This window comes from Helicobacter sp. NHP22-001 (genome assembly GCF_030270165.1).
Lineage (GTDB): Bacteria > Campylobacterota > Campylobacteria > Campylobacterales > Helicobacteraceae > Helicobacter > Helicobacter gastrofelis.
Window position 1 is genome coordinate 46723 of sequence record NZ_BSWS01000006.1, and the last position, 17689, is coordinate 64411.

The following is a 17689-nucleotide window of genomic DNA, read 5'->3' on the forward strand; positions in this document are numbered from 1 at the left end:
AATCCTTAGAGCTTAGACTCGTAGCGTCTTAGCATATACAAGCGTTTAAGGATTTTCTTTTTCGCGTTGATTTTTTGTTTCTTGCGTTTCTCGGTTTTGGACTCAAAAAAGCGTCTCGCACGGCATTCAGTCACCACCAAATTGCGATCTGTCTGCTTTTTAAAACGCCGATAAGCCTCATCAAAACTATCTGTTTCGCGCACCTTGATCCCGGGCATGCCATCACCTACTTTCTTGTGTAAATATCCGCGTATACTAACAAACTTTTGTAAATTTAACCTAAAATCACGAAAACTTTGCTATAATGGGGCTTTTTGGGTGCTCATAGCTCAGCTGAATAGAGCAACAGGTTGCGGTCCTGTAGGCCGGGGGTTTGAATCCCTCTGAGCACACCACTTTGTAACTCCCTTTGAACCTTTTTATACCCTTAATACCCTCTTAATACCCTTGATCGATCATCGCTTGGGCGACCTTCCTAAAACCGGCAATGTTTGCGCCTAAAACTAAGTTTGTGGGGTCTTTAAACTCGGCGGCAGTTTGGGAGCTGTTGGTGAAAATGTCTTGCATGATGGTGTGTAATTTTTGGTCCACCACCTCAAAACTCCAAGTATGTAGGCTTGCGTTTTGCGCCATTTCTAAGCCGCTCACAGCCACGCCGCCCGCATTTGCTGCCTTGCTAGGTCCGTAGCAAATTTTTGCCTTTAGAAAGGCTTGCACTGCCTCAGCAGTTGATGGCATGTTTGCCCCCTCAACTACGCACTTACAGCCATTTTGTAGCAAGGTTTTAGCATCCAGCTCACTAAGCTCGTTTTGCGTAGCACTTGGAAACGCCGCAAAACAAGGCACACCCCACACTCCATTTGTGCCTGCTTTGTAGTCCTTCGTGGGGGTGTAGATGGCACTTTTTTTATTCTTGGCGTAGTCCTCAATGCGCCCCTGACGCACCTCTTTGATTTCTTTTAATAGCTCTAAGTTGATCCCCTCTTTATCGTAGATCATGCCCTTAGAGTCGCTGACTGTTACGGGGATCGCCCCCACTTGCCATAACTTTTCAATGGTGTAAATCGCCACATTGCCGCTACCAGAAACAGAACAGACCTTGCCCTCTAGCCCCTCTTTACGCGCCCCTAACATTTCTTGGGCAAAATACACGGCACCATAACCCGTAGCCTCTTTACGCACTAGACTGCCCCCCCAGTCTAAATTTTTGCCCGTGAGCGCACCCTCAAAGCCATCCACAAGCTTTTTATACCGCCCAAAGAGATAGCCAATTTCCCTAGCCCCCACGCCAATGTCGCCGGCCGGTACATCTTTTAATGCCCCAATATAGCGGTGCAATTCGTCCATATACGCCTGACAAAAGCGCATGATCTCCGCCTCACTCTTGCCCTTTGGATCAAAGTCGCTCCCTCCCTTTGCCCCACCAATGTTTAGTGTGGTGAGCGCATTTTTAAAGATTTGCTCGAAACCCAAAAACTTAATGATACTCGCATTTGCGCTGGGGTGAAACCTTAGCCCTCCCTTGTAGGGACCTAGGGCGTTGTTGAACTGAACCCGCCACCCCCGATTGACTTGTACCTTGCCTTTGTCATCAGCCCATACGACCTTGAAAAAGACCTGCCTATCTGGCTCCACCAGGCGTTCTAAAATGGCGTATTTTTCATACTTAGGTTCTTTTCTGAGTAGGGGGCTTAAAGCGTGCAGCATTTCGGCGACTGCTTGTCTAAACTCCACTTGTTGGGGGTAGGCACTCTCCACATGTTTTAAAATCCGATCCGCATACATGAGAACTCCCTTCAAAAGTAACTTTACAAAGTCAAATACCCATTGTATAATACCCACTCACAACTAACCTATGGAAACATAATGGATGCTTACGAATACAGCGAATTACTTAAGGACTTGCAGGGCAAATGCCATAACATCGCCCAAATCATCAAGCCCCAAGAGTTGCAGGCACAATTAGAAAGATTGATCCAAGAGCAAGCCCACCCCGACTTTTGGCAGGATAAGACCACCGCCACACACAAAAACAAAGAAAAAATGCGTGTAGAACGCCTATTATCCGCCTACTACAAGACCAAACAAGCTCTAGATGAAACCTATGAACTCTTTGAGCTAACCCAAGAGGACACCCACGCTTTAGGACAGCTGTTTGACGAAGCCCCCAAATTAGCAAGTTGTATCCAAAGCATGGAAGTGGAAGTCATGCTAAGCGATCCAAACGATGCCCTAGACGCTTTGGTGAGCATCCAACCGGGAGCTGGGGGGACAGAGAGCCAAGACTGGGCGAGCATGCTCTATCGCATGTATTTACGCTGGGCGGAGAGACGGGGCTTTAAGGTGGAGCTTTTAGACTATCAAGAGGGCGAGGAAGCGGGCATTAAGGGGGTGGCTTTTAGCATTAAAGGAGTCAATGTCTATGGCTATATGAAAAATGAAAATGGCATACACCGCCTCGTGCGCATGTCCCCCTTTAATGCTAATGGCAAGAGGCATACGAGCTTTGCGAGCGTTCAGGTGAGCCCCGAAGTGGATGATGAGATCAATATTGTCATTGAGGAGAAAGACTTTGAGATGGACACCTACCGCGCGAGCGGAGCGGGCGGACAACATGTCAACAAAACCGAGTCGGCTGTGCGCATCACCCACCACGCTACGGGAATTGTAGTGCAATGCCAAAACGATCGCAGTCAACACAAAAACAAGGCAATGGCATTAAAAATGTTGAAATCCAAACTCTACGAGCTCGAGTTACGCAAGCAACAAGAACAAAGCAACCAAAAAGAAAAGAGCGAAATCGGTTGGGGACACCAAATTAGAAGCTATGTTTTAGCGCCCTACCAACAAATCAAGGATGCAAGGAGTGGGATCGCCTATAGCCAAGTGGAGGCGGTTTTGGATGGGGATCTGGATCAAATCATGCAAGATGTCCTAGTGCGTAAGGCGCAAATTCCTTAAAGCATTCTACAAAGCAAAATAAATTATAATCGCCGCATTATCTAAGGAGGATAGATGACCCAAGAAGAGTTGGATGCCTTGATGAGTGGGGGCGGTTTGGAAGTGGCCACCCTTGAGGAATTGGAGAAGGCGGACGAGATTGAAGAGGGCGATGAAGACAAAAAAGACCAGGAGGCGGGAAGCCACTACATGAAAGTGGATAAAAAAACCGCCGAGAAATACGGTAAGATCGACTCTGAAGAGTGGCCCCCCCCACCCCCCACTGAAGAGCACAAAGTCGTGCACCAGCTAGATGATGTTACCCGCGACTCTGAGGTCAAAGCCACCCAAGTTTTCGACCAGCTCGACTACATCAACATGAGCGCAGATGGGATTTTAAAAGTTTTAAAGAAAATGAAAGATCCCCTACAAAAGCATTTAGAAATCTTTGAAACTTTAGCTGAAAACTTTCCTCTAATCCAAACTTTCCAAACTTCCCTAGATGAAACAAATGAGATTTTACAAGGCATCAATTCTATACAAGAAAAAGCCGAAGGTTGTTCAGACAGCTCCATGCAAGCCATGGACATCATGCAATTTCAAGACATCCACCGCCAAAAAATCGAGCGGGTCATCAATGTCATGCGCGCTTTGACGCAGTACATGAACGCCCTATTTGAGGGCAGTATCGCCGATTCTAAACGGGTCAGCTCCGCCTCTTACATCATCGGCGATGACAACGAGAGCGCGGCGAGTGAGAGCGACATTGAGGCGTTGATCGCCGCCTTTGGTAAAAAATAGCTTTGGTCGAATTACTCGCCCCTGCGGGCAATCTCACAAAGCTTAAAATCGCCCTAGATTATGGGGCGGATGCGGTTTATGCGGGCTTGGGGCAGTTTTCTTTGAGAAACCGCGCGTCTAAGGCGTTTGATTTGGAGAGTTTTAAAGAGGGCGTGCGCTACACCCACGCAAAGGGCAAGAAATTTTACGCCACTTTAAATGGCTTTCCTTTTAACGCCCAAATTAAACTTTTAGAGGAGCAACTGCTAAAACTTGCCGATTGCAAGGTCGATGCGCTCATCATCGCCACCCCCGGGGTGCTAAGGCTGGCGCAAAAACTCACCCCCCATATCCCCATCCATTTATCCACCCAAGCCAATGTGATGAATGTTTTGGACGCTGAGGCTTACTACGAAATGGGCGTGAAGCGCATTGTAGCGGCACGGGAGATGAGCCTCAATGACGCGGTGGAGATTAAAAAACACCTCCCCGATTTGGAGCTTGAAATTTTTGTGCATGGGAGCATGTGCTTTGCCTTTTCTGGGCGGTGTTTGATCTCGGCTTTGCAACACGGGCGTGTGCCAAATCGAGGTAGTTGTGCCAACGATTGCCGTTTTGACTACGAGTATTACATTAAAAACCCCGACACGGGCGTTTTAATGCGCCTTGAGGAGGAGGAGGGTATCGGCACGCACATTTTAAACGCCAAGGATTTAAACCTAGCTAGCCACATTGGCGCGATTTTAGACACTAAGGCGATCGATGCTTTCAAAATTGAGGGGCGCACGAAGTCTAGCTACTACGCTGCCATCACCACAAAAACCTACCGCACTGCCATAGACGACTACTATCGCAACCAACACCGCCCCGCCCTCTACCAAGCCGAGCTAGCCACTCTCAAAAATCGGGGCTTTAGCGAGGGGTATTTAATCAAACGCCCCCACCAACGCCTAGACACCCAAAATTTTAAAACCGCGATCAGCGAGGGGGATTTTCAAGTGAGCGGGGAGGTGCTAGAAGATGGTTGGCATTTTTTATGCAAATTCACCACCCGCCCCAATGAACCCTATGAAGTGGTCTTGCCCTATGGAGCGCATTTAGAGCCCGTAGCCAATGAGCTAGGTAAACTCTATAGCTTTGAGGGCAAACACTACCTTTGTCTGTATAAAATCGCTTTAGAAAACGGGCAAGAACTAGAGAGCGTGCATAGCGGGAACACTAATCCCATAAAACTTCCGGCAAAACTTCCCGCCCGCACATTTTTACGCACCCAACATGTTTTACCCCACAAAGACTGACAAGTCAGGCAATGCTTTTTTATCTTATCTGAGAACCAGCACGACTACAAAAAAAAAAAAAAATAAATATCTTTTGGCACGCACATCCTTGGTTGTGGTAAGACATTTAGCTCTCATCCTCTCTTTTTCGCTAGGGACTTTGTGCGCCCACCCCTTTTCAGCCTTTAATGGACCTTTTGTCGCGGTTGGCATGGGGGTGGGTCGGGGCTATGTCCTCCAAAATGGGGATTTTACAGGCACTTCTAGTAATTTATCTTCACACTCTACGCAATTTGGCTTCCAACTGCAAGGAGGGGATCAAAAATATTTTAACCCCTTTGTGGGGGTGTCTTATTATGGTTACTTTGGATACCGCTACCTCTATATGGATCAATTTGCCCATGCCTTTGAGAATGCAGCCAGTGCAAACCGCTATAGCTTAGGCGTGGGGGCTAATCTCTTAATCAACATTTACAGCAAATTCAAAAGAAAGGGGCGGCGACTCAAAGTTTATAACTACGGGGTTTTTGGGGGCTTGTTAGCGATAGCAAATATTTGGAGTGTGCGTTTTTCAGGCATGAGTGCTTCCTATGTGCGCAACAACGCCAACATCGATGCCGTCTTTGGGGTCAGCATGCGCTTTGATAAATTTAAATTGACCTTTGGTGTCCATGTCCCCCTTGCCAACCAAACAAGGTTGGTGCGTGTCCCAAGCAGCTCCCCCGTTAGGTCTTTGGAGATTGGGAATAATTACCAAAGTTCGGAGCTTTTCATGAATTTTATACGGATCTTTTGACATTCTTGGAGCCATATGCAAACCGATGCTGACAAGATGTGCCCTTTTTTGTTTCTGCATGATTTTGTGCCTTTCTATCCTTGAGGCGCACTCTCTTGCGTCCTATTTAGATGGGAATTTTTTATCCTTTGGGATGGACGCAGGAGGGGGAGATGTGATGGAAAGCGTGAGCAACCTAGCTACAAGCACCAAAGAGGAGCAAACATACAAACTCGAGCAAAGTGCCTTTGAAAATGCCCTAAGTCAGCTCAAGAGCAATCGCAACCAGACCATTAACACCCTGCAAGGCATCGTCCAACAGCTCTTGGGGACTGACCCGACCTCTTCTGCGCTCAACCACCTGGTCGCCCAAATCAATGATTTGGCTAAAAACCCCAACTCTAAAGACTTGATGTCTAACCTCAATACGAGCTTGCAGACCTACCAAGATTATTTAAATGGGATGATTTCCTCTTATGAGAGCCAAAACCAACAAATTATCCAAGAAGCCCAAGCCAAATTGAAAGTCTACGAAGCCAAAGTGAGCTCCTACACTGCCCAAAATCAAGCCATCCTCCAAAAGGCGATCCACAATTTCAATACCTATAACACCCAAATCCAACAAACTTTTAAAGCATTGGGTATTGAGTGCGCTAAAGTGATGGGGGCAAACAGCCCCACTTGCACGGGCTTAAGCCCTAAGGATTTAGATTACACTTTCCCCAAGAATTTCCCCACAAAAATCACTGATTTCACGCCCTCACAGACGATTCAAGCCCTCCAATCTCTAGGTGCACAGCTGGATAAAAGCATTAAGGTCGTGAGCGAAAACGCCCAAGCGATTAACAACGCTAACCAAGAAATCGCCCAAAAGGGGGTTGAGGAAATGAAAATGCTTTTACAAGCCAAAACCCAAGACATCACCCAAGCCCTTAACAATGTGATGGGGCTTTCTCTAATTATTAGCAATGCTTTTCACAATGCATGGGTGAATTATGCCAATGGAAAACTCTATGGGATAGACAACGCCTCTGAAGGCTCTTACACCTACAAAGGGACGACTTATGATAACTTTGTCAATAATTCTTGGAACTGCGTGTTAAAGCAAATTGTAGACTCTGATCCTAATAGCTCCTATACGGGCTTTCAGGCGAGCAATTGTAGCCTTGTCGGTATTGGTGCAGCAAAACTCCCCCCCCAATTCAAAGCTTTGGGGCTGAACCTTTACAACATGTGGAACACCCTTTTTAATGTCCAAGAAATGCAAGCCAAGATTCCCGCTATCATGAACTCAAATTGCGCCCCGGGCAATGGGGTGGGCGGAGCGTCATGGCATAATTGTGGCAATACCCCCTCCTTGCAAACAATGCAAAACGATATGACCAAATTTTTTAATTTTATGAATGGCTATGTGGGGAGTGTAAGCTTTAATGGCAATTTTGCCAACTCGGAAGTTTATACCAAACTTGAAGGGTATTTGGACACAGGCAACTTGAGCGATGCCAAGCAGTTAGTGCAGGGCTACCAACAAGCCGCCAAAAACATGATTTCTACTTTCCAAGATAACCCCGTGTGGATCATGAGCATTGTGCCCAACGGGTCCCCTACTTCCGATGTGCCTGATGCCTCCAAAAATGTCAAAGACTGCTGGAGCTCCCAATTTGCTGGAGCGAATTTCCCCCAAATCAACACCAATACGGGCAAGCCCTACACAATGTGCGGATACAGTAGCTGGGCTCGGTCGATCCTTGTGGGTTACTTTGGCTTTGGCAAAAGCACTGCAACAAGTATTGAGCAAGCCATCAGCACCGCCCTAGGCCCCGTCAATACCGCCATACAAAACGCCATCAATGCCACCAAAGCCTACAAAAATTACAAGCCCCCCCAAGCCTTTTCTGTCCCTAACCCCACTTTCCAGCCCCAAGTCCCCACCCCCACTTCCCCTAGCGCACCGCTGATTAGCACCAATGCCACCCCCCTGCCCCAACTTAAAAAACCCACAATCCCCCTAATCTCCTTTTCCACTTCTAATTTTAGATCATCTAGCTCTCTAAGACTGGGAATGCATGTGAGTGGGGGCTATCAAAAGTATTTCAGCCCCTTTTTGGGGATCGCCTACTACGGCTACTTGGCTTACCGCTACGCTTACATGGCACGCTTCATTAGAAACTCTGACCTCACCGATTTAAACCGCTACACTCTGGGTTTTGGGGCAAATTTACTCAGCAACTTTTACACCAAGATCAGCAAAAGGCGGTTTGGATCGGCAAGAATCCGCGCATACGGCATGTTTGGGGGCTTACTCGGGACTTTCAACATTTACGGGGCGCATTTTCTACACGACAAAGCCCAAATGCGCACCGGTTTTAATGTGGATGCTGTAGCTGGCTTACAAATGCGTGTCGATCGCTACAAGTGGAGCATGGGCGTGCGTATCCCTATCATCCAAAAAGCCCAGAGTATCCCCCTAGACAATGGGGAAAACCTCGAAATCCTAGAGAACTACAAGCACCCCCAATTTTTTCTCAACTTCACCACGATTTTTTAAGCAAGAAGCCACAGCTTGGGACAAGCGTTATTCAATCTGCTTAGGTTCGCCATTGTCGGGGCATTGCTCGCTGGGGGCTTCTTGGGCAAGCCCTTTAACAACGGGCTTAGGCTTTGTGGCACAAGCCGTTTTATGGGCGCAACCCACACTAAAAACTAACACTAATGCCAATGCCAAAAGCCTAGTTTTTTTCTCCATCGCAAACTCCTTTATCAAATAACCCCCCAAACTTAGCGCATTAAAACCAACCACCCACTAATCTTTTTTGGTTTTTTGGCTGATTTTGCTAATCCACAGCCACAGCCCGACTAGGCTTATGATGAAAAGCACGGGCAAGAGATAGGGATAAGCGTTGCCCTCATCTAAAGAGCGGCGCACCCACGCGCTGGCATGGAAAGTGATCTCGCCTAGGCTCAACGCCCACAGCGCACAAGAGAGCGCGTTAAGCCCCACAAACTGCTTAAAAGAAAACTTGCTAAGCCCTATGGCTAGGGGGACTAGAGTTTTCACCCCATAAATGTATTTGTTGAAGAAAATCAGCCAAGCCCCGTATTTGTGGATCCATATATGCACTAAAGCGAGCTTACGGCGGTGTTTGTGTAGGTAGCTACGCATTTCTTTTTTCTGTGTCCGCCCCAGCCACACCAATAAACAACTGCCGACAAAATTACCCAGCCCTGCCACGAGCATGGTTTTTGTAATGTCCATATGCCCGGTTGCGCTCAAAATCGCCGCCAACACAAGCCCCACATACCCACTCCCCAAAGAATACACAAAGAGAAAGAAATACCCCCACGAGTCGAACAAGGCTTGAAAATGCGCTAGATCCACCAAAGTCCTTAAGCTTAATCTTTCTAGGGTATAATAGCACAAAGTCCAACTAGGAGTTTTTCATGACTAATGGTTATTACGCAGCCACAGGGGGCATGGTTACAGAGTTTAACCGCTTAGACCAAATTTCTAATAATTTAGCCAATCTCAACACTGCCGGTTTCAAGCGCGACGATGTGATCGTGGGCGATTTTTTGCGCCTTTATCAAAATTACCGCGATAAATTACCCCTGCCCGATCAAACCCGCCAAGCCGCCAAGTATTTAAACCGCAACCTAGATCGCGTGCCTATCATCGTAGAAAGATACACCGATTACAGCCTAGGACCCATGCAAAAAACAGACAACGAGTTGGATTTTGCCTTGAGCGATCCTAACGCCTACTTTGTGGTGCAGACCCCACAGGGCATTGCCTTTACCCGTGATGGGAGCTTTACCATTGACGCACAAGGCTTTTTAAGCACTAAAGAGGGTTACCATGTCTTAAGCCGTGGGGGGATTGAAAATGGCGCGGGGATACAAATGTTGCCCGGGGCAAGTGTGAGTGTTGCGCCCAATGGGGACATGTTTTTTAGACAGGGCAATGAGGAAGTGCCGGGGGGGGCTTTAGCCGTGGTGGGCTTTCAAAGTCAAAAACTCTTAAAGAAAATCGGCGATAACCTTTACACCTACCCGCAGGATAAAATGGACGAGCGCACTGAGCTCAACGCCCCCATTGTCCACCAGCACTTTTTAGAAAAAAGCAATGTGAATGCTGTGATTGAAATGACCCGCCTCATTGAAGCCAACCGCTTGGTGGATATGTACTCTAAAGTGTTAAGGACCCACATGGACGACATGCACGCTGAGGCGATCAGCAAACTAGCAGCAAGGGTATAAGGAGCGCGTGATGAAGTTATCTAAAAAGTTTCTACCCCTTGCTTTATTGGCTTGTGGGGGGGGGCTACACGCTGAAAAGAGCGCATTTTTCATCGGGGGCATTTATGAAGTGGGCGGCTCGACCTTTAAAGCCCGTATCAGTGGCAAAAAACCCAGTAGTATGAACCGCACCGCCATCACCCAGGGCGTAGGCGTACGGGTCGGCTATAATCTGCTCTTTGGGGAAAAGGGCTATGTGGGCTTGCGCTTTTATGGCTTTTACAACTGGGGTTTAACTAACTTTGGCAAGGTGGTGTGGAATCGGAACGCTAACTTTGGCAAGAACACCTTTAATTTGTCTGGCTATGGCGTGGGAGCAGATTTACTCATCAACCTCTTTAATGGCGAAAAGTCTAATCTAGGCGTGTTTGGTGGCGTGGCACTGGGAGGTAACACTTGGTATGCGGTGCATGGACCGGGAGGGGCAACGCGCTTTCAGTGGATGGTCAATGTGGGCGTTCGGGCGGTGATCGCTAGACACAGTGCCTTTGAAGTGGGTGTAAAAATTCCCATGCTCGCTACCCATGTGCAGGGTAGAGTGGACGGTGGTGTTTTTAATGACTTCAGTCTGTCCTTAAAACGTGATTGGGCATTCACCGCCGCCTATTATTTCTTATTCTAATGTTGCGCTTGTGGCGTGTGCTGGTGTTGCTGGCTTTGGGTGTGGGTGTGGGTATGGTGCTCTTCTCTGGAGCGTGTGTCGCTCCCGTGATTTTTAAAACTCCCGGGATTTTAGACCAACACCACGCAGGGGTGCTGATGGGGCGCATTTTTGTCAAGGGCAATTATCTTTTAAACGCCCTAGCTTGCGTGCTTATCTTGGACGCTTTGGTGCTTTGGGCGGTGCATAAATCGGGGCTTTTATTCTTCCACCTAGTGGGGGTGGCACTGATTGGCTTGTTTAGCTTCTACTACACCCCCTACATTTTAAACGCCCAAGCCATCAACGCCACCACTACCCCCGAGTTTGCCACCGTGCATGCGCACAGCGAAACCTTGTTTAAAGCCTTGCTCACCCTACTTTTGATCTCTTTTGTGTGGCGCGCGTTGCTCAAGCCTAAGAGAGGTGTTTAAAACTCGCTACGAGATTTTCGACCAAGAGATTAAACCCATCCACCAAGATAAACACCAAAATTTTAAAGGGCAAAGAGATCATCACAGGGGGCAGCATCATCATCCCCATTGCCATTAAAATGGAACTCACAACCATGTCGATGACTAAAAAGGGCAAGTAGAGCAAAAAGCCGATTTGAAAGCCCGTTTTAAGCTCGCTGATCATAAAGGCGGGCACAAGCACGGTTAGGGGGACGGCGCTGGGGTTTTTGGGGTTTTCTAAATGGCGGATTCTAAAAAATAGGGCTAGGTCCTTTTCACGGGTGTTTTGCAACATGAACTCTTTAAAAGGCACAATGCCGATCTCAAAGGCTTGTGTATAAGAAATCTTTTCAGCCAAGTAGGGCTTAATGGCAGTGTTGTAGCTCTTCTTAGCGGCGGGCTCCATGATAAAAAAGGTCAAAATCAACGCCAAAGACACCAAAATTTGCGTGGGGGGGGTTTGCTGTGTGCCTAGGGCGGTGCGCAAAAACGAAAACACTACGATGAGGCGGATAAAGCTCGTCATCACTAAGATTAAAGAGGGCGCAAGCACCAAGAGGGTTAAGACAAGCACCACATTTAGGGTTGTCACTAATTGCGTGGGCGTGTGGGGAGCTGTGAGAGATAAATTGATTGTGGGGATCACGGGGTCTTTAAGGGTGGCGCCGAGCAACACACAAGAGGCAAACACCGCCCAAAATAAAAGAAAACGCAAGGAAAAGCCCTTTTGTGTGGGATAAACTTTTAAGTATAATAGGCTTGTTTTTAAAATTGCCTAAAAAGGGAAAAAATGGCAGTATCGGTTGTGATCTTAGCGGCGGGCAAGGGCACGCGCATGCGCTCCAAGTTACCCAAAGTCTTGCATAAAATTTGCGGGCAGGAAATGCTTTTACATGTGCTAGAAAGTGCTTTTAGTGTGAGTGAGGATGTGCATGTCATCTTGCATCACGAACACGAATTGATTTCTCAGGTGATTTACAAACACTTTAAAAACAGACCAACCATCCACCTCCAAAATGCCACACAATACCCCGGCACAGGGGGGGCGCTCATGCAAGGGAGTAAAGCCCCTTTGCAAACCGCCCACAACCGCCTTTTAGTGCTCAACGCCGACATGCCCCTTGTATCTAAAGAAGCCCTTATGCCCTTTGTGGCAAGCCAAGAGGCGAATGCTTTGGGGGTCTTTAGCTTAGAAAATAAAAGTGGCTATGGGCGGGTGTGCTTAAGTGGCGGTAAGGTTACCTCTATTGTAGAGGAAAAGGACGCAAGCGCAGAAGTCCTAGCCCTAGACACCTTAAACGCCGGGGTGTATCTCTTTAGTCAAGAGTTCTTAAAAGAGTTCTTACCCAAGCTGGACAAGAACAACGCCCAAGCCGAATACTATTTAACCCAGCTTGTGGGCTTAGGCGTGCAACAAGGCGTGCGCTTTGCCCCGATTTTTGTTAATGCTCACGACTTCTTAGGGGTCAATTCACAAAGCGAGCTAGCCGCCGCTGAAAACAAAATGCTAGACAAATTACGAGAGCAGGCCATGCAAGCGGGGGTGTGTATGCACATGCCCCACACGATTTACTTAGAAAAGGACGTGCGCTTTAGGCAGGGTTGCGTGCTCGAGCAGGGGGTGCATTTGGCGGGGGCTTGCTATTTGCAAGAGGCGCACATTAAGGCGCACAGTGTGGTCGAATCAAGCCACATTGAAAACAGCTCCATCGGGCCACTCGCGCATATCCGCCCCAACTCTAAGATTATTAATAGCCATGTGGGCAACTTCGTGGAAACCAAGAGTGCTTATTTAAATGGGGTGAAGGCGGGGCATTTGAGCTACCTTGGCGATTGCAGCATTGCCAGCGGGACGAATGTCGGGGCGGGAGTCATCACCTGCAACTACAATGGTAAGAGCAAGCACCACACCAAAATCGGGCACAATGTCTTCATCGGTAGCGACAGCCAACTAGTCGCCCCCTTAAACATCCCCGATAATGTGCTGATCGCAGCGGGCAGCACCATCACAGAGCCCATGCAAGAGGGAGATTTAGTCCTCGTGCGCCCCCCTCAAGTGTCCATCTCCAAAGGGTATTTTAAATTCTTCAAAAAGCCCTAGTTGCGCCTTGAAACCCTTGCAGCCCCCACCGCCCCCACCACAGCAAGGCAATCCCACCCAAGCCCCCACAACACGAGCCCCCCCACAGCTATCACCACCGCCAAACTGCTAACCTCTATAAAGGCAAACCCCCCACTAAAACCTCTATAAAAACCATAAAACAACACAACCCCCCACCACATAACCCCCACAGCATACAACTCCATACAACCACAACCCCCCACTTGCCACAGCCCCAAACACCCCCAAAACTCACCACCTCCAACACCACGCACCAAAGAACAAGTCTTTTTAATCACAAAAGCACACGCCACAAAAATAGCAAAAGGGCAACTAAACCTATAAAACCCTATAAGTTTTTGCGCAAGTTGTTTTGCGACAACAGCCATAAATATTTCTAAAAAGGGCGTTGTAGTTTGTGTTGCATGAGCCCAGCATATATGCAAAAAGCTCCTCAACAACTAAAGGATAAGGCCAACCTTTTGATGAGGGCAGGCACGCTAGAAATATAGCAACAAACCCCACTTTATGGGATTTTGTGGCTATACAAGAGCTTTGATAGATGATAGAAAACATACACACAGAGCTAAAGAGAGCAAGAGAAACACACAATCTCTATTAAAATTAGCAATGCAGACAATGCAGCGCAAAATTTGCAATTCAATATCGAAACCTCCGGTATCCCCACACTCAACCCAAGCCAAAATGGCAATCAAGGCAATACAAGCACCAACGCCACCACAGAGGTGAACAATTTAGTCAATTCTTTAAACACGCTTGCCACCAATGTGGGCAACACCTATGCAGGGCTACAAACCATTGACACCCAAGCTAAACAAACCGCTGGTTATTTGCAGACCATTGTTTCCGCTTATGACAATGCCCTAAATGTTTTTACAAAAATTGGGGCATTTGCTGTGAGCGACCTTAAAGAGGTACAAAAAGATGAAACAATTCTTGCCACCACCAAAGAGGGCACAGAAGCCAATCTCATCGCCACACATAACTTAAAGTTAGCTCTTGCAAACACAGGTGCAGAGATTGCAGCGTTGCAAGCCACTGAGCAAGAGATCACAAAATCGGGCATACAAACCCAACTCTCAAATGCTGTTGCAGATATTACATCTTTAAATCAAGATCTTGGCATTGCAAAATACACCTTTACACAAAGCGCTATAGCGGCGGGGACCCCCCGGGTGTGATCACCTACGCCGACAAGCTTAAAACAGCGGTAAGCAATGTTACCAACGCCTTAAACGCCACAAAAACCGCCTTAATCGATGCCTGCGGACAAGGGGCGGAGTGCCAAACAAGCGGCACGGGTTCTAGCACTTCAGGCTCTAGCTCCAATGATGGCAAGAGTTCTTCTAGCGGCAACAATAACAACAAAAACAAGAGCTCTTCTAGCCAAAATAAGGGTAAAAATACTGCAGACTCGAGTCCGGACCAAAAGACCCCAAGCACCAATTCTGGCAAAACAAGCCCACACGCTAAAAACTCCAAGGAGCACAGCTCTAGTTCTAATAAAACCGGTCCTAACGCCAACCCCCATCAGAACAACCAAACCCCACAAACCGCCAGCAACTCTTTGCAAAACCTCATCAACTCCATTATAGACCAAGAGTTGCACGGCCCGGGACCAGTCCAAAGCGCCATCCTCCACTACATCGATCAAGAGGCGCACACCATCACCCAAACCACCAGTGCGATCATCAATAGCTTAGACAATGTGAGCGCAGCCCAAGCCGTGCAAAACATTGTGGCAGGGCTAGCAAATTACACCCAAGAGCTTGAGAATAATTTAGCAGATAATCCAGAGATTCCCCAAAGCTTCCAAACAGAAGTGGCTCACTTCATCCAAGGCATGCAAGCCAGCGATATTAATTTAGAATTAATACAATTAAATTTAGACAGCCTGATTTCTCAAGCCAGCCAAATGCGTGTGGCGTTGCTAGATAGTTTGGCAAACTCTGTCAATGCGCAAAACCTAAGCTCTTTTGCCAGCTTTGTGGCTTTGCCCGCTAAGTTAGACCTAAGCCCCAACCAAGCCCAAAACACCCAGCAAGCGGTGCAAGGCTTAAACAATCTCTTGATTTATTTAAACTCCGCTAAAAATAAAATGGCCGCCCATGCTAAAGAAAGCCCTGAAGTGTTCTTAAACAGAGCGGGCGGGATCGGGCTGCCTAACCAAACCATCAATTCTAACGCAAATATGTACGGCGTGGATGTGCAGGTGGGGTATAAACAATTCTTTGGCAAAAAGAGAAGATGGGGTCTGCGTTACTATGGCAGCTTTAGTTACCAAAGAGGCGTGTTCTACGACCGCAACATCTCCAGCGTGAATAACTTTGTCTATGGGGCTGGGGTGGACGCTTTGTATAACTTCTATGAGAGCAAGGATGGCAAATACACCACGGGGGTGTTCTTGGGCTTTATGCTGGCGGGCAGCAGTTGGGTAGCCCCTGGTTATCATAACCTCTCCTCTGCCATGCAAGCCATTAATGCCGCAGGCGGACACGCCACCATGCACACCTCTTACTTCCAAATCCCCTTAAACATTGGCTTTAGAACCAATGTTACCAAGCACCATGGCTTTGAAATTGGTTTAAGAATCCCCCTTGCGGCTAATTATTATTTCAGAGGTTCTTTAAACGGCGCACACCTAGAAACCACCTATAAACGCAATGTGGCGGTGTATGTGAACTATGTTTATAATTTTTAGGAAGAAACGCGCAGCGTTTCTTAAGCGCAGCGTTTCTTAAGCGTGTAGCTTAAAAGATTTTAAATGCCCCTTGGCAGGTTTTAAACCGCCCAATCTAAACCTCCACAATCTTTTTAAAATTATGGCAAGGTTGTTCATCTTGCTACCCCCTTTTTTACCCTTAATGTTTTGCCATTTTAGGGGAGTTGTAGTATAATGGGCTTTTTTTGGAGAGGATATGGAGCATCGGGTTTTTACTTTTGCAGGATTGATCAGCCATAACCACGATTTCATCATCGGGTTTTATGCCGTCTTTTGCGCTTTATTTACGCTCATCATCAGCAAAATGGCGGTGAAAAAGCTACAAATCGTGCCTATGGGGCTACAAAATGTCTATGAAGCGGTCGTGGAGGGGATTTTACATGTGGCTAAGGATGTCATCGGTGAGGAGCTCGCCCGTAAATACTTCCCCCTCACCGGCACGATCGCACTCTTTGTCTTTTATTGCAACATGATAGGCATCATCCCCGGCTTTGAAGCCCCCACGGCTAATTGGAGTTTTACGCTCGTTTTAGCTCTCATTGTCTTTATCTATTACCACTTTGAGGGCATCCGCAACCAAGGGGTTGCCGCCTACTTCAAGCACTTTTTAGGGCCCGTTAAGTGGCTCATGCCCATCATGTTTCCCGTGGAGATCATCTCCCACTTCTCCCGCATCATCTCGCTTTCTTTCCGTCTGTTTGGCAATATCAAGGGCGATGACATGTTCTTACTCATCATGCTCTTGCTCGTGCCTTGGGCAATCCCCGTTGCACCCTTCATGGTGCTCTTCTTTATGGGGATTTTACAAGCCTTTGTGTTTATGATTTTGACCTATGTTTATTTAGCAGGGGCGGTTTTAGTGGATGAGAGCCACTAGCGGCCATGAAAAAGGACACCATCACATCGTTCTTAGATTTCTTTGCCGGGCTATTTGTCGGCATTGCCCTCGTGTGTGGGGGGCTGTGCTTCTTTCTCTTTAGCGATTTGGGCTTGGTGGTGGCGGGGTTTTTCGCCCTCTTTGTCTTTGGGCTCTTTGTCTTTTTCGCCCTCATGGCAAAGTCCATGTCCGCCCTCATTAAAGAGAGCCAAAGAGAGCGCATTTAAATTAGTTGTTGCAAAATCCCCGCTCGATATAATCGCAAAGCAAATGGATTAAAAGGATATGCATTTCTTGAATGCGGGGGGTGTTACTGCTTGGCACAATTAAATTATGCGTGCATAAAGAGCGCATTGCCCCGCCCCCCCGTCCGCTAAGCCCGAGCGTGTTTAAGCCCAGCTCTTGTGCCTTTTGTAGGGCGAGTAGGACATTTTTAGAATTGCCACTAGTGCTGATACCCACCAAACAATCCCCCTTTTGCCCCAAAGCCTCCACCTGCCTAGAAAACACCCACTCATAGCCATAGTCGTTAGCAATGGCAGTTAGAGCGGAGGTGTCTGTGCTAAGCGCAAGGGCGGGCAGCCCCCGCCTTTCTTGTTTATAACGCCCCGTAAGTTCAGCCGCAAAATGCTGTGCATCGGCGGCACTGCCCCCATTGCCACAAATCAAAATCTTATGCCCTTTTTTAAGCGTGTTTAGCAAGAAGTCCCCGCTTTGCGCTAGGCTTGTGGCTAAATGCGCCAAAGTGTCTTGCGTAACTTGGCTGTGTTCTAAAAACTCGGTTTGGATCAAGGCGTGCATGGTT

Annotated in this window: 20 protein-coding genes and 1 tRNA gene; 14 read left to right on the forward strand and 7 right to left on the reverse strand. The window is 47.7% G+C overall.

The window, feature by feature from the left end; genetic code table 11:
- Positions 1 to 5: 5 nt before the first annotated feature.
- A complete protein-coding gene (gene rpsU / locus QSJ47_RS05640) occupies positions 6 to 218 on the reverse strand; it encodes a 30S ribosomal protein S21 (RefSeq protein ID WP_053825483.1) in 213 nt (70 codons plus the stop codon).
- Between the two features lie 100 nt (positions 219 to 318).
- Here rpsU and QSJ47_RS05645 point away from each other — a divergent pair.
- A tRNA-Arg gene (locus tag QSJ47_RS05645) sits at positions 319 to 395 on the forward strand.
- 43 nt (positions 396 to 438) lie between these two features.
- On the opposite strand, the gene gdhA is transcribed toward QSJ47_RS05645, so the two are convergent.
- Positions 439 to 1785: an NADP-specific glutamate dehydrogenase gene (gene gdhA, locus QSJ47_RS05650; RefSeq protein ID WP_285602705.1), complete on the reverse strand. Its 1347-nt coding sequence runs from the start codon at positions 1783 to 1785 to the stop codon at positions 439 to 441.
- Between the two features lie 81 nt (positions 1786 to 1866).
- Between gdhA and prfB the strand changes: the two genes are divergently transcribed.
- The 5 genes from prfB to QSJ47_RS05675 all read left to right on the forward strand — a co-directional run bounded on the left by prfB (position 1867) and on the right by QSJ47_RS05675 (position 8320).
- On the forward strand, positions 1867 to 2961 hold the full coding sequence (prfB, locus tag QSJ47_RS05655) for a peptide chain release factor 2 (RefSeq protein ID WP_285602706.1): 1095 nt from the start codon (positions 1867 to 1869) through the stop codon (positions 2959 to 2961).
- A 54-nt stretch (positions 2962 to 3015) separates the two neighbouring features.
- Complete coding sequence (cheZ, locus tag QSJ47_RS05660; RefSeq protein WP_285602707.1) at positions 3016 to 3741, forward strand: protein phosphatase CheZ; 726 nt, start codon at positions 3016 to 3018, stop codon at positions 3739 to 3741.
- Positions 3738 to 5018: a peptidase U32 family protein gene (locus QSJ47_RS05665; protein ID WP_285602743.1), complete on the forward strand. Its 1281-nt coding sequence runs from the start codon at positions 3738 to 3740 to the stop codon at positions 5016 to 5018. Before cheZ ends, QSJ47_RS05665 begins: the two co-directional genes overlap by 4 nt.
- A gap of 94 nt (positions 5019 to 5112) precedes the next feature.
- Entirely contained in the window at positions 5113 to 5793 is a 681-nt protein-coding gene (locus QSJ47_RS05670; RefSeq protein WP_285602744.1) for a hypothetical protein, read from the forward strand.
- A 58-nt stretch (positions 5794 to 5851) separates the two neighbouring features.
- Positions 5852 to 8320, forward strand: coding sequence for a porin family protein (locus QSJ47_RS05675; protein WP_285602708.1), 2469 nt, complete (start codon positions 5852 to 5854; stop codon positions 8318 to 8320).
- A gap of 27 nt (positions 8321 to 8347) precedes the next feature.
- Here QSJ47_RS05675 and QSJ47_RS05680 read toward each other — a convergent pair whose 3' ends face one another.
- Positions 8348 to 8518: a hypothetical protein gene (locus tag QSJ47_RS05680; RefSeq protein WP_285602709.1), complete on the reverse strand. Its 171-nt coding sequence runs from the start codon at positions 8516 to 8518 to the stop codon at positions 8348 to 8350.
- 57 nt (positions 8519 to 8575) lie between these two features.
- Positions 8576 to 9151 (reverse strand): DedA family protein, encoded by a 576-nt coding sequence (locus QSJ47_RS05685; RefSeq protein ID WP_285602710.1) that lies wholly within the window; start codon positions 9149 to 9151, stop codon positions 8576 to 8578.
- Positions 9152 to 9213: 62 nt separating this feature from the next.
- Here QSJ47_RS05685 and QSJ47_RS05690 point away from each other — a divergent pair, with 62 nt between their 5' ends.
- The 3 genes from QSJ47_RS05690 to QSJ47_RS05700 are packed head-to-tail and all read left to right on the forward strand — an operon-like array spanning position 9214 to position 11142.
- Positions 9214 to 10029, forward strand: a complete 816-nt coding sequence (locus tag QSJ47_RS05690) for a flagellar hook-basal body protein (RefSeq protein ID WP_285602711.1) — start codon at positions 9214 to 9216, stop codon at positions 10027 to 10029.
- Between the two features lie 10 nt (positions 10030 to 10039).
- On the forward strand, positions 10040 to 10690 hold the full coding sequence (locus QSJ47_RS05695; protein ID WP_082333525.1) for an outer membrane protein: 651 nt from the start codon (positions 10040 to 10042) through the stop codon (positions 10688 to 10690).
- On the forward strand, positions 10690 to 11142 hold the full coding sequence (locus QSJ47_RS05700) for a DUF4149 domain-containing protein (RefSeq protein ID WP_285602712.1): 453 nt from the start codon (positions 10690 to 10692) through the stop codon (positions 11140 to 11142). Before QSJ47_RS05695 ends, QSJ47_RS05700 begins: the two co-directional genes overlap by 1 nt.
- On the opposite strand, the gene fliP is transcribed toward QSJ47_RS05700, so the two are convergent.
- Positions 11126 to 11878, reverse strand: coding sequence for a flagellar type III secretion system pore protein FliP (gene fliP, locus QSJ47_RS05705; protein ID WP_221271482.1), 753 nt, complete (start codon positions 11876 to 11878; stop codon positions 11126 to 11128). The two genes, QSJ47_RS05700 and fliP, sit on opposite strands and share 17 nt — an antisense overlap.
- 75 nt (positions 11879 to 11953) lie before the next feature.
- Here fliP and glmU point away from each other — a divergent pair, with 75 nt between their 5' ends.
- Complete coding sequence (glmU, locus tag QSJ47_RS05710; RefSeq protein WP_285602713.1) at positions 11954 to 13264, forward strand: bifunctional UDP-N-acetylglucosamine diphosphorylase/glucosamine-1-phosphate N-acetyltransferase GlmU; 1311 nt, start codon at positions 11954 to 11956, stop codon at positions 13262 to 13264.
- On the opposite strand, the gene QSJ47_RS05715 is transcribed toward glmU, so the two are convergent.
- Positions 13261 to 13653, reverse strand: a complete 393-nt coding sequence (locus QSJ47_RS05715) for a hypothetical protein (RefSeq protein WP_285602714.1) — start codon at positions 13651 to 13653, stop codon at positions 13261 to 13263. The two genes, glmU and QSJ47_RS05715, sit on opposite strands and share 4 nt — an antisense overlap.
- Before the next feature lie 264 nt (positions 13654 to 13917).
- Between QSJ47_RS05715 and QSJ47_RS05720 the strand changes: the two genes are divergently transcribed.
- The 4 genes from QSJ47_RS05720 to QSJ47_RS05735 all read left to right on the forward strand — a co-directional run bounded on the left by QSJ47_RS05720 (position 13918) and on the right by QSJ47_RS05735 (position 17111).
- The gene (locus QSJ47_RS05720) at positions 13918 to 14466 is read left to right on the forward strand and encodes a hypothetical protein (protein ID WP_285602715.1); all 549 of its coding nucleotides are present in this window, start codon (positions 13918 to 13920) and stop codon (positions 14464 to 14466) included.
- Positions 14463 to 15986: an outer membrane protein gene (locus QSJ47_RS05725; RefSeq protein WP_285602716.1), complete on the forward strand. Its 1524-nt coding sequence runs from the start codon at positions 14463 to 14465 to the stop codon at positions 15984 to 15986. The genes QSJ47_RS05720 and QSJ47_RS05725 overlap by 4 nt, the downstream gene beginning before the upstream one ends.
- A gap of 217 nt (positions 15987 to 16203) precedes the next feature.
- Positions 16204 to 16884: a F0F1 ATP synthase subunit A gene (locus tag QSJ47_RS05730; RefSeq protein ID WP_285602717.1), complete on the forward strand. Its 681-nt coding sequence runs from the start codon at positions 16204 to 16206 to the stop codon at positions 16882 to 16884.
- A 5-nt stretch (positions 16885 to 16889) separates the two neighbouring features.
- A complete protein-coding gene (locus QSJ47_RS05735) occupies positions 16890 to 17111 on the forward strand; it encodes a hypothetical protein (protein WP_285602718.1) in 222 nt (73 codons plus the stop codon).
- Between the two features lies 1 nt (position 17112).
- On the opposite strand, the gene gmhA is transcribed toward QSJ47_RS05735, so the two are convergent.
- Positions 17113 to 17685: a D-sedoheptulose 7-phosphate isomerase gene (gene gmhA / locus QSJ47_RS05740; protein ID WP_285602719.1), complete on the reverse strand. Its 573-nt coding sequence runs from the start codon at positions 17683 to 17685 to the stop codon at positions 17113 to 17115.
- Positions 17686 to 17689: the final 4 nt, after the last annotated feature.

Coding starts and splice junctions, on each gene's coding strand:
- QSJ47_RS05695 (WP_082333525.1), top strand. CDS start 10,040: ATGAAGTTATCTAAAAAGTTTCTACCCCTTGCTTTATTGGCTTGTGGG.
- QSJ47_RS05730 (WP_285602717.1), top strand. CDS start 16,204: ATGGAGCATCGGGTTTTTACTTTTGCAGGATTGATCAGCCATAACCAC.
- QSJ47_RS05735 (WP_285602718.1), top strand. CDS start 16,890: ATGAAAAAGGACACCATCACATCGTTCTTAGATTTCTTTGCCGGGCTA.
- prfB (WP_285602706.1), top strand. CDS start 1,867: ATGGATGCTTACGAATACAGCGAATTACTTAAGGACTTGCAGGGCAAA.
- gdhA (WP_285602705.1), bottom strand. CDS start 1,785: ATGTATGCGGATCGGATTTTAAAACATGTGGAGAGTGCCTACCCCCAA.
- glmU (WP_285602713.1), top strand. CDS start 11,954: ATGGCAGTATCGGTTGTGATCTTAGCGGCGGGCAAGGGCACGCGCATG.
- QSJ47_RS05680 (WP_285602709.1), bottom strand. CDS start 8,518: ATGGAGAAAAAAACTAGGCTTTTGGCATTGGCATTAGTGTTAGTTTTT.
- QSJ47_RS05675 (WP_285602708.1), top strand. CDS start 5,852: ATGATTTTGTGCCTTTCTATCCTTGAGGCGCACTCTCTTGCGTCCTAT.
- QSJ47_RS05700 (WP_285602712.1), top strand. CDS start 10,690: ATGTTGCGCTTGTGGCGTGTGCTGGTGTTGCTGGCTTTGGGTGTGGGT.
- cheZ (WP_285602707.1), top strand. CDS start 3,016: ATGACCCAAGAAGAGTTGGATGCCTTGATGAGTGGGGGCGGTTTGGAA.
- rpsU (WP_053825483.1), bottom strand. CDS start 218: ATGCCCGGGATCAAGGTGCGCGAAACAGATAGTTTTGATGAGGCTTAT.
- gmhA (WP_285602719.1), bottom strand. CDS start 17,685: ATGCACGCCTTGATCCAAACCGAGTTTTTAGAACACAGCCAAGTTACG.
- QSJ47_RS05690 (WP_285602711.1), top strand. CDS start 9,214: ATGACTAATGGTTATTACGCAGCCACAGGGGGCATGGTTACAGAGTTT.
- QSJ47_RS05715 (WP_285602714.1), bottom strand. CDS start 13,653: ATGGCTGTTGTCGCAAAACAACTTGCGCAAAAACTTATAGGGTTTTAT.